The organism is Streptomyces sp. NPDC001493, assembly GCF_053597235.1.
In genome coordinates, this window is sequence record NZ_JBSFHV010000008.1 from 278358 (window position 1) to 288919 (window position 10562).

Here is a 10562-nt window from a genome sequence, read left to right on the forward strand (position 1 = left end):
AAGACCAGGGGCACTCGTGGGCGCATCGAACATCAAGAGGAGTACGCGTGCCGCTCGACGCCGCTACGAAGAAGCAGATCATGTCCGAGTTCGCCCAGAAGGAGGGTGACACCGGTTCCCCCGAGGTTCAGGTCGCCATGCTCTCCCGCCGGATCTCGGACCTGACGGAGCACCTCAAGACGCACAAGCACGACCACCACTCCCGTCGTGGTCTGCTGATCCTGGTCGGCCAGCGTCGCCGCCTCCTGCAGTACCTGGCCAAGAAGGACATCCAGCGCTTCCGTGCGCTCGTCGACCGCCTCGGCATCCGCCGCGGTGCGGCCGGCGGCGCCAAGTAAGCACGCTGTGAAAGGGAGCGGTGCCCACTTCCAGGGGGCCGCTCCCTTTGCTGTACGTGCGCTACCGGGGGCAACCTCAGTAATCTGGACGTACGCACCACCGCACCACCCGCACCACCGCACGAACCGAACGCACGAGGAGAAGCGCGCTCCCGCAGCCGCCGGTCCTCGGTAGTGGCACCCGGGAAAGAACGCCCGGGGGCTTCGATCGAAGACCGGCCCGCACACCAGGCGCGCTTCTCCACGCACCGTCCTCCGCCACACGGGCGGCAGGACGAAAGACGACGAGTATGGAGAAACCACTAGTGGAGAACGAGACCCACTACGCCGAAGCCGTGATCGACAACGGCACCTTCGGCACCCGCACCATCCGCTTCGAGACGGGCCGCCTGGCCAAGCAGGCCGCCGGCTCCGCCGTCGCGTACCTGGACGACGACACCATGGTGCTGTCGGCCACCACCGCTTCCAAGCGGCCCAAGGACCAGCTCGACTTCTTCCCCCTCACGGTGGACGTCGAGGAGCGGCAGTACGCCGCCGGCAAGATCCCCGGCTCCTTCTTCCGCCGGGAGGGCCGCCCCTCCGAGGACGCGATCCTCACCTGCCGCCTGATCGACCGGCCGCTGCGCCCCTCCTTCAAGAAGGGCCTGCGCAACGAGATCCAGATCGTCGAGACGATCATGGCGCTCAACCCCGACCACCTGTACGACGTGGTCGCGATCAACGCCGCCTCCTGCTCCACGCAGCTGGCCGGCCTGCCCTTCTCCGGCCCGATCGGCGGCACCCGTGTCGCGCTGATCAAGGGCCAGTGGGTCGCCTTCCCGACGCACACCGAGCTCGAGGACGCCGTCTTCGACATGGTCGTCGCGGGCCGCGTCCTGGAGGACGGCGACGTCGCGATCATGATGGTCGAGGCCGAGGCCACCGAGAAGACCGTCCAGCTGGTCAAGGACGGCGCCGAGGCCCCCACCGAGGAGGTCGTGGCAGCCGGTCTGGAGGCCGCGAAGCCCTTCATCAAGGCCCTCTGCAAGGCGCAGTCCGAGCTGGCCGCCAAGGCCGCCAAGCCGGTCGGCGACTTCCCGGTCTTCCTCGACTACCAGGACGACGTCCTGGAGGCCCTCACCAAGGCCGTCTCCACCGAGCTGGCCAAGGCGCTCACCATCGCCGGCAAGCAGGACCGCGAGGCGGAGCTCGACCGCATCAAGGACATCGCGGCCGAGAAGCTCCTCCCGGCCTTCGAGGGCCGCGAGAAGGAGATCTCCGGTGCCTACCGCGCGCTGACCAAGAAGCTGGTCCGCGAGCGCGTCATCAAGGACAAGGTCCGCATCGACGGCCGCGGCGTCACGGACATCCGTACGCTCGCCGCCGAGGTCGAGGCCATCCCGCGCGTGCACGGCTCGGCGCTGTTCGAGCGTGGCGAGACCCAGATCCTGGGCGTCACCACCCTCAACATGCTCCGCATGGAGCAGCAGCTGGACACCCTCTCCCCGGTGACCCGCAAGCGCTACATGCACAACTACAACTTCCCGCCGTACTCCGTCGGCGAGACCGGCCGCGTGGGCTCGCCCAAGCGCCGCGAGATCGGCCACGGAGCGCTCGCCGAGCGCGCCATCGTCCCGGTCCTGCCGTCGCGCGAGGAGTTCCCCTACGCGATCCGCCAGGTCTCCGAGGCGCTGGGCTCCAACGGCTCCACCTCCATGGGCTCGGTCTGCGCCTCGACCATGTCGCTGCTGAACGCCGGTGTGCCCCTCAAGGCCGCCGTCGCCGGTATCGCCATGGGCCTCATCTCCCAGGAGATCGACGGCAAGACCCACTACGTCGCCCTCACCGACATCCTCGGTGCGGAGGACGCCTTCGGCGACATGGACTTCAAGGTCGCCGGTACGAAGCAGTTCGTGACCGCGCTCCAGCTCGACACCAAGCTCGACGGCATCCCCGCCTCGGTCCTGGCCGCCGCGCTGAAGCAGGCCCGTGACGCGCGTCTGCACATCCTGGACGTCATGAACGAGGCCATCGACGTCCCGGACGAGATGTCCCCGAACGCCCCGCGGATCATCACCGTCAAGATCCCGGTGGACAAGATCGGTGAGGTCATCGGCCCCAAGGGCAAGATGATCAACCAGATCCAGGAGGACACCGGCGCCGACATCACGATCGAGGACGACGGCACCATCTACATCGGTGCCCAGCAGGGCTCGCAGGCCGAGGCCGCCCGCACCACGATCAACGCCATCGCCAACCCGACCATGCCGGAGGTCGGCGAGCGCTACCTGGGTACGGTCGTCAAGACCACCACCTTCGGTGCCTTCGTCTCCCTCATGCCCGGCAAGGACGGTCTGCTGCACATCTCGCAGATCCGCAAGCTCGCCGGTGGCAAGCGTGTGGAGAACGTCGAGGACGTGCTCGGCGTCGGCGCCAAGGTCCAGGTCGAGATCGCCGAGATCGACTCCCGCGGCAAGCTCTCCCTGATCCCGGTCGTCGAGGGTGAAGAAGACGAGAAGGACGACGCCTCCAAGTGACGTCCCGTAGTTCCGTGACGACGGCCCGCGCCTCTTCGAAGGCGCGGGCCGTCGCCCGTACCCAAACGCTTCTCAAGGGCACCAACGGCATCGGCACGGTCCGCCGTACGGTGCTCCCCGGTGGTCTCCGTGTCGTCACCGAGACCCTGCCCTCCGTACGCTCCGCCACCTTCGGGATCTGGGCCAACGTCGGCTCGCGCGACGAGACCCCCACCCTGAACGGCGCGACCCACTACCTCGAACACCTCCTCTTCAAGGGCACCGGCCGGCGCAGTGCCCTGGACATCTCCTCCGCGATCGACGCGGTCGGCGGCGAGATGAACGCCTTCACGGCGAAGGAGTACACCTGCTACTACGCGCGGGTCCTCGACACCGACCTGCCGCTCGCCATCGACGTGGTCTGCGACATGCTGACCGGCTCGCTGATCAACGCCGAGGACGTCGACGCCGAGCGCGGAGTCATCCTCGAAGAGATCGCGATGACCGAGGACGACCCGGGCGACTGCGTGCACGACCTGTTCGCGCACACCATGTTCGGCGACACCCCCCTCGGCCGCCCGGTCCTCGGCACCGTCGACACGATCAACGCGCTGGACCGTGGGCAGATCGCCCGCTTCTACAAGAAGCACTACGACCCCAGGCACCTGGTCGTCGCCGCCGCCGGCAACGTCGACCACGCCACGGTCGTACGCCAGGTCCGCAAGGCCTTCGACCGCGCCGGCGCGCTCTCGCGCACCGACGCCGAGCCGATGGCCCCCCGCGACGGCTCCCGCGTCCTGCGCACCGCCGGCAAGGTCGAGGTCGTGAACCGCAAGACCGAGCAGGCGCACGTCGTCCTCGGGATGCCGGGCCTCGCCCGTACCGACGAACGCCGCTGGGCGCTCGGCGTGCTCAACACCGCACTCGGCGGCGGCATGAGCTCGCGTCTCTTCCAGGAGGTACGCGAGAAGCGCGGCCTGGCCTACAGCGTGTACTCGTACACCTCGGGCTTCGCCGACTGCGGCCTCTTCGGCGTGTACGCGGGCTGCCGCCCGAGCCAGGTCCACGACGTCCTCAAGATCTGCCGCGACGAGCTCGACCGGGCGGCGACCGAGGGCCTGCCCGACGACGAGATCGCCCGGGCCATCGGCCAGCTCTCGGGTTCCACGGTCCTCGGCCTGGAGGACACCGGCGCGCTGATGAACCGCATCGGCAAGAGCGAGCTCTGCTGGGGCGAGCAGATGTCGGTCGACGCGATGCTGGCGGAGATCGCGGCGGTCACGCCCGACGACGTCCGCGCCGTCGCCGCCGACCTCCTCGGACAGCGCCCCTCGCTCTCCGTCATCGGCCCGCTCAAGGACAAGCAGGCCGACCGCCTCCACCAGGCCGTGTCCTAAACACCGTCCCGGGCCGCTCCGACGGCCCGTACCCACTCCGTTCGATCAAGGAAGCAGAGCACATGAGCAAGCTGCGTGTGGCCGTCGTCGGCGCCAAGGGCCGCATCGGATCGGAAGCGGTACGGGCCGTCGAGGCCGCCGAGGACCTGGAGCTGGTGGCCGCCCTCGGCCGGGGCGACGGGCTGGAGGCCCTCACGGAGGCCGGCGCCGAGGTCGTGGTGGAACTCACCAACCCCGACGCCGTCATGGACAACCTGGAGTTCTGCGTACGGAACGGCATCCACGCCGTCGTCGGCACCACCGGCTGGACCGACGAACGCCTCGCACGGCTCACCGGCTGGCTGGACGGCTCCCCGGAGACCGGCGTGCTCATCGCGCCGAACTTCTCCATCGGCGCCGTCCTCACCATGAAGTTCGCCCGGGCCGCGGCCCCCTGGTTCGAGTCGGTCGAGGTCATCGAGCTCCACCACCCGAACAAGGCCGACGCGCCCTCCGGCACCGCGACCCGGACGGCCCAGCTCATCGCCGCCGCCCGCGCCGAGGCCGGAATCCCGCCGCAGCCTGACGCGACCGCGACCGGTCTGGAGGGGGCCCGGGGCGCCGACGTGGACGGTGTCCCCGTGCACTCCGTACGGCTGCGCGGGCTTCTCGCGCACCAGGAGGTGCTGCTCGGCGGCGAGGGCGAGACCTTCACCCTGCGCCACGACTCCCTGCACCACAGCAGCTTCATGCCCGGCATCCTGCTGGGAACCCGCCGCGTGGTCACCACTCCCGGACTCACGTTCGGGCTGGAACACTTCCTCGATCTGAACTGACGGTTCCTGCCATGCGCGCAAAGATCTCGTACATCGTCACCGCCGCCGTCCTGGTCTTCTACTTCGTCCTGGCCGGCAGCAGGGGTCTGCTCCTCATCCGGCACGGCACCCTGATCACGGTCACCTTCGGGGTGGCGGTGCTCATCCTGCCGGTGATCGGCATCTGGTTCCTCTGGAAGAACACCCAGTTCGTCCGGCGGGCCAACGCGCTCGCCGCAGAGCTGGAGGCCGAGGGCGGGCTCCCGGTCGACGAACTCGTCCGGACCCCGTCCGGCCGGATCGACCGGGATTCCGCCGACGCCGTCTTCGTCCGCCGCAAGGAGGAGACCGAGGACGCGCCGGACGACTGGCGCTGCTGGTTCCGGCTGGCCGTCGCCTACCAGGACGCCCGCGACACGCCCAGGGCGCGCAAGGCGATGCAGCGCGCCATCGCCCTGCACGCACACAAGCCGGTACGCGCCGCCTGAGCGGAGCCGTACCGGCTTGTGTGACGCAGGACCGCGAGAGCGGGGAGAACGGGCGGGCGGCGCGTCAGCGCCGGTACTCGTCCGCCCACGCCTCGATGGCGTCGGTGGCCCGGTCGAACGCCTCGGACCGGGACAGGAAGTCCGCGTCGTGGTCCGTCATCAGCGGCGGCAGCGAGCCGGCGCCCCGACGGGCCACGACCAGGGCCTGACCCTGCACGGTCCGGGGCATTCCGAGCCACCGCACCGGCTGCTGGACCGTACGGACCGTACCAGTCCGGCTCCACGCCACCGTGGTGGTGCGGAAGAAGCCGACACGGCGTACGCCGTGCCGGCTCACCCAGGCGCCCACACGCAGCAGCCGCAGCGCGCAGGCGATCACCGCCGCGGCGAGCGTCATGCAGAGCAGTGCGCCCGAAGGCTCACCGGCCACACCGATGATCACCGCTGCGAACAGGACGAACGACGCCAGCAGCAGCAGCCCCGCCGCCGCCGAGACCCGCCAGGGTCCGGGACGGTAGGGCCGCCGCCAGTTGTCGTGGTCGTCGAACGGCAGCGCGACGTCCTCCGCACCCGCGTCGAACGCGCGGTCGGCCGTCAGGAAGGGCAGGGGCACGACTGATCCTCACTCACAAGCACGCTCGTTGTTGCTGTGCCCGGTGAGGCTACCGACGGGTTCCCGCTGCTACCACCCCAGGGGGCCCGTACGAGTCAGCGGTCCTGGGAGGCTTCGGACCTCTGGTGGTGCGCGGGTGCCTGATCGGGGTCGAGGGCGGGCAGCCCGAAGAGGAGCGAGCCCACGAGGCCCGCGACCACGACCAGCCCCACGAGGGAGCGGCCGGCCACCTCGGAGACGCTGGCGCGTTCCCGGGGCGGCGGAGTGACATTGCTGCGGAACCGCTCGGCCTCGGCTACGAACGAGAACGGGACGGATTCACGCCGGCGGAACATGAGGAAAATCTCCTTCGGACTGTGGTGAAGGTGCTACTGAAGTGTCAGACGCGCGGAACGCCGGATCGGTGCCCCCTTTTGCCGGTCCTTCGGAGTTTTCCCCGGACCGAGCTCTCCACGCGGCCCCGTAGAGTGGACGCCGCCCGAGCGAAGCAATTGGAAGGACCCCGCCGGTGACCGACACCCCCGAGCCCGCGAAGCCCAGTTTCCGCAGCGATGTCACCGTTGAACTGGTGAAACACGCCGCAGGCGATGCCGACGTCCTGTTCGCCGCCCGTGTCTCGACCGCGGGGGAGCAGTCGCTGGAGGAGGTCACCAAGGATCCGGAGCGTTCCAAGGGTCTCATCAATTATCTGATGCGCGACCGTCACGGCAGCCCTTTCGAGCACAACTCGATGACGTTCTTCATCAGCGCCCCGATCTTCGTGTTCCGCGAGTTCATGCGGCACCGGGTCGGTTGGTCGTACAACGAGGAATCGGGCCGTTACCGGGAGCTCCAGCCGGTCTTCTACGTCCCCGGAGAGTCCCGCAAGCTCGTCCAGCAGGGCCGCCCCGGCAAGTACGAGTTCGTCGACGGCACCGCCGAGCAGGCGGAGCTCACGGGGCGCCTCATGGAGGACTCGTACCGCCAGGCGTACGACGCGTACCAGGAGATGCTCGCCGCCGGCGTCGCCCGCGAGGTGGCCCGGGCCGTGCTGCCCGTCGGCCTCTTCTCATCGATGTACGCCACCTGCAACGCGCGCTCGCTGATGCACTTCCTCGGCCTGCGCACCCAGCACGAGCTGGCGACCGTCCCGTCGTTCCCGCAGCGCGAGATCGAGATGGTCGGCGAGCAGATGGAGGAGCACTGGGCCCGCCTCATGCCCCTCACTCATGCCGCCTTCAACAAAAACGGACGGGTAGCCCCGTAGGCGGTGTCCGTATTGCGGCGTTTCGTGAAGTTCATCTAGGCTGATCAAACGGACCCGGCACTGCTTGAACCCCCGAGCAGGCAGTGCCGGGTTCCAAGATCGACGTCCCCCGAGGGGACATCCCGGGCCGAGCAACGAGTAGCGTGTTACCCATGGCTCCGATCTCCACTCCGCAGACCCCCTTCGGGCGGGTCCTCACCGCTATGGTCACGCCCTTCACGGCGGACGGCGCACTCGACCTCGACGGCGCCCAGCGGCTCGCGACCCATCTGGTGGACGCGGGAAACGACGGTCTCGTCGTCAACGGCACCACCGGCGAGTCGCCCACCACCAGTGACGCGGAGAAAGACCAGCTCGTCCGAGCCGTACTCGAAGCGGTCGGCGACCGGGCCCACGTCGTCGCCGGCATCGGCACCAACGACACCCGCCACAGCGTCGAACTCGCCCGTGCCGCCGAGCACGCCGGAGCCCACGGACTCCTCGCGGTGACCCCGTACTACAACAAGCCGCCGCAGGAGGGCCTGCGCCGGCACTTCACCGCGATCGCCGACTCCACCGGCCTGCCCGTGATGCTGTACGACATTCCCGGGCGCAGCGGCGTGCCGATCGAGACCGAGACCCTCGTCCGGCTCGCGGAGCACCCGAGGATCGTGGCCAACAAGGACGCCAAGGGCGACCTCGGCCGCGCCGGCTGGGCCATCGCGCGCTCCGGCCTCGCCTGGTACAGCGGCGACGACATGCTCAACCTCCCGCTGCTCTCGGTGGGCGCGGTGGGCGTCGTCTCCGTCGTCGGCCACTTCGTCACCCCGGACCTGCGCGCACTGGTCGACGCGTACTTCGGCGGCGACGTCCAGAAGGCCAAGGAGATCCACCAGAAGCTGCTTCCCGTCTTCACCGGGGTGTTCCGCACCCAGGGCGTCATCACCACGAAGGCCGCCCTCACCCTCCAGGGCCTCCCGGCCGGCCCGCTGCGCCTCCCGCTGGTGGAACTCACCGCACAGGAGACGGCGCAGCTCAAGGTCGACCTGGCCGCCGGTGGGGTAGAGCTGTAACCACAGACTTCACAACTGAATACGCGAGACCTCTCAGTACGCGAGGACAGCTCGCACGCGTTCATCCCCCTGACAACAGCAAGTGCACGAATGACACACGCGCCACGTGCCCAAGCGGTACGTGGCGTGCGTGGTAAGGAGAGTCTTTTGAGTCATCCGCATCCCGAACTCGGTACGCCGCCGAAGCTCCCGAAGGGCGCCCTGAGGGTCACCCCCCTCGGCGGTCTCGGAGAGATCGGCCGCAACATGACGGTCTTCGAGTACGGCGGCCGCCTGCTCATCGTCGACTGCGGCGTCCTCTTCCCCGAGGAGGAGCAGCCGGGCATCGACCTGATCCTGCCGGACTTCACCACGATCCGGGACCGCCTGGACGACGTGGAGGGCATCGTCCTCACGCACGGCCACGAGGACCACATCGGCGGCGTGCCGTACCTGCTGCGCCTGAAGCCCGACATCCCGCTGATCGGTTCCAAGCTCACGCTCGCGCTGATCGAGGCGAAGCTCCAGGAGCACCGCATCCGCCCGTACACCCTTGAGGTTGTCGAGGGCCAGCGGGAGCGCATCGGTGTCTTCGACTGCGAGTTCATCGCGGTCAACCACTCGATCCCGGACGCCCTCGCGGTCGCGATCCGCACCCCCGCGGGCATGGCGGTGGCCACCGGCGACTTCAAGATGGACCAGCTCCCGCTGGACGGCCGTCTCACCGACCTGCACGCGTTCGCGCGGCTCAGCGAGGAGGGCATCGACCTCCTCCTCTCCGACTCGACCAACGCCGAGGTCCCGGGGTTCGTCCCGCCGGAGAAGGACATCTCCAACGTCCTGCGCACGGTCTTCGCCAACGCCAACAAGCGGATCATCGTGGCGAGCTTCGCCAGCCACGTCCACCGCATCCAGCAGATCCTGGACGCGGCCCACGAGTACGGCCGCCGTGTCGCCTTCGTCGGCCGCTCGATGGTCCGCAACATGGGCATCGCCCGTGATCTCGGCTATCTCAAGGTGCCGGCCGGGCTCGTCGTCGACGTCAAGACCCTCGACGACCTCCCGGACGACGAGGTGGTGCTGGTCTGCACGGGTTCGCAGGGCGAGCCCATGGCCGCGCTGTCGCGCATGGCCAACCGCGACCACCAGATCCGGATCGTCCAGGGCGACACGGTCATCCTCGCCTCGTCGCTCATCCCGGGCAACGAGAACGCGGTCTACCGCGTGATCAACGGCCTGACCCGCTGGGGCGCCAACGTCGTCCACAAGGGCAACGCCAAGGTGCACGTCTCGGGCCACGCCTCGGCCGGCGAGCTGCTGTACTTCTACAACATCTGCAGGCCGAAGAACCTCATGCCGGTGCACGGCGAGTGGCGCCACCTGCGGGCCAACGCCGAACTCGGCGCGCTGACGGGTGTTCCCAAGGACCACATCGTCATCGCCGAGGACGGCGTGGTCGTCGACCTCATCGACGGCAAGGCGAAGATCGTCGGCAAGGTCCAGGCCGGTTACGTCTACGTGGACGGCCTCTCCGTCGGCGACGTCACCGAGACCTCCCTCAAGGACCGCCGCATCCTCGGCGACGAGGGCATCATCTCGGTCTTCATCGTGGTCGACACCAACTCCGGCAAGATCGTGGGCGGCCCCCACATCCAGGCCCGGGGCTCCGGTATCGACGACGCGGCGTTCACCGCCGTCGTGCCGAAGATCGAGGAAGCCCTCAACAAGTCGGCGCAGGACGGCGTCATGGAGCCGCACCAGCTCCAGCAGCTGATCCGCCGCTCGGTGGGCAAGTGGGTCTCCGACACCTACCGCCGGCGCCCGATGATCCTCCCGGTGGTCGTCGAGGTCTGATCTCACCGACCGTCCGACTGGAGCGGGGTGCCTCGATTTGCATCGAGGCACCCCGCTCCAGTACGTTTGGCTCTCCGCCGAACGGGAAGCAGCGCGCGCACTTGTGCGCAGAGGCCACCCGGATCGGAGCGGAAAATTCCGACTCAGAATCTCTGATAAAGTCGGATCCGCCGAAAGGCAAAGGCCCCCGACAGGCCTCCGGAATTACTTATCGGACCGGAAACGGAACGAAAAAGAGTCTGGTAGAGTCGGACTCGCCGGAAAGGGAAACGCGAAAGCGAAGAACTGGAAAGCGAAACCCGCTTC

Annotated in this window: 10 protein-coding genes; 8 read left to right on the forward strand and 2 right to left on the reverse strand. The window is 68.7% G+C overall.

All coding sequences use genetic code 11. The features are described 5' to 3' along the window. Positions 1 to 47: 47 nt before the first annotated feature. The 5 genes from rpsO to ACWCWD_RS14955 all read left to right on the forward strand — a co-directional run bounded on the left by rpsO (position 48) and on the right by ACWCWD_RS14955 (position 5512). Complete coding sequence (gene rpsO / locus ACWCWD_RS14935) at positions 48 to 338, forward strand: 30S ribosomal protein S15 (RefSeq protein WP_003965855.1); 291 nt, start codon at positions 48 to 50, stop codon at positions 336 to 338. 305 nt (positions 339 to 643) lie between these two features. Next, a complete protein-coding gene (locus ACWCWD_RS14940; RefSeq protein ID WP_450773056.1) occupies positions 644 to 2854 on the forward strand; it encodes a polyribonucleotide nucleotidyltransferase in 2211 nt (736 codons plus the stop codon). Then, positions 2851 to 4230, forward strand: a complete 1380-nt coding sequence (locus ACWCWD_RS14945) for a M16 family metallopeptidase (protein ID WP_450773026.1) — start codon at positions 2851 to 2853, stop codon at positions 4228 to 4230. Before ACWCWD_RS14940 ends, ACWCWD_RS14945 begins: the two co-directional genes overlap by 4 nt. Positions 4231 to 4292: 62 nt before the next feature. Continuing rightward, the gene (dapB, locus tag ACWCWD_RS14950; protein WP_450773027.1) at positions 4293 to 5045 is read left to right on the forward strand and encodes a 4-hydroxy-tetrahydrodipicolinate reductase; all 753 of its coding nucleotides are present in this window, start codon (positions 4293 to 4295) and stop codon (positions 5043 to 5045) included. Between the two features lie 11 nt (positions 5046 to 5056). Then, on the forward strand, positions 5057 to 5512 hold the full coding sequence (locus ACWCWD_RS14955) for a hypothetical protein (RefSeq protein ID WP_450773029.1): 456 nt from the start codon (positions 5057 to 5059) through the stop codon (positions 5510 to 5512). A gap of 64 nt (positions 5513 to 5576) precedes the next feature. Here the strand turns inward: ACWCWD_RS14955 and ACWCWD_RS14960 are convergent, their stop codons facing one another. Both ACWCWD_RS14960 and ACWCWD_RS14965 read right to left on the reverse strand, forming a co-directional pair. Next, positions 5577 to 6125 carry a hypothetical protein gene (locus tag ACWCWD_RS14960; RefSeq protein WP_450773031.1) on the reverse strand — a complete coding sequence of 183 codons (549 nt, stop codon included), beginning with the start codon at positions 6123 to 6125 and terminating at the stop codon, positions 5577 to 5579. Positions 6126 to 6220: 95 nt separating this feature from the next. Further along, positions 6221 to 6460: a hypothetical protein gene (locus tag ACWCWD_RS14965; protein WP_450773032.1), complete on the reverse strand. Its 240-nt coding sequence runs from the start codon at positions 6458 to 6460 to the stop codon at positions 6221 to 6223. Positions 6461 to 6633: 173 nt separating this feature from the next. Here ACWCWD_RS14965 and thyX point away from each other — a divergent pair, with 173 nt between their 5' ends. The 3 genes from thyX (at position 6634) to ACWCWD_RS14980 (ending at position 10256) form a co-directional block, all read left to right on the forward strand. Next, a complete protein-coding gene (gene thyX, locus ACWCWD_RS14970) occupies positions 6634 to 7371 on the forward strand; it encodes an FAD-dependent thymidylate synthase (RefSeq protein ID WP_450773034.1) in 738 nt (245 codons plus the stop codon). Positions 7372 to 7523: 152 nt separating this feature from the next. Next, on the forward strand, positions 7524 to 8423 hold the full coding sequence (dapA, locus tag ACWCWD_RS14975) for a 4-hydroxy-tetrahydrodipicolinate synthase (RefSeq protein ID WP_450773036.1): 900 nt from the start codon (positions 7524 to 7526) through the stop codon (positions 8421 to 8423). A gap of 147 nt (positions 8424 to 8570) precedes the next feature. Further along, a complete protein-coding gene (locus ACWCWD_RS14980) occupies positions 8571 to 10256 on the forward strand; it encodes a ribonuclease J (protein WP_450773038.1) in 1686 nt (561 codons plus the stop codon). Positions 10257 to 10562 lie beyond the last annotated feature (306 nt).

Excerpts from the sequence above, each read along its gene's own strand:
- dapB (WP_450773027.1), top strand. The coding sequence starts at position 4,293 with ATGAGCAAGCTGCGTGTGGCCGTCGTCGGCGCCAAGGGCCGCATCGGA.
- ACWCWD_RS14955 (WP_450773029.1), top strand. The coding sequence starts at position 5,057 with ATGCGCGCAAAGATCTCGTACATCGTCACCGCCGCCGTCCTGGTCTTC.
- ACWCWD_RS14965 (WP_450773032.1), bottom strand. The coding sequence starts at position 6,460 with ATGTTCCGCCGGCGTGAATCCGTCCCGTTCTCGTTCGTAGCCGAGGCC.
- dapA (WP_450773036.1), top strand. The coding sequence starts at position 7,524 with ATGGCTCCGATCTCCACTCCGCAGACCCCCTTCGGGCGGGTCCTCACC.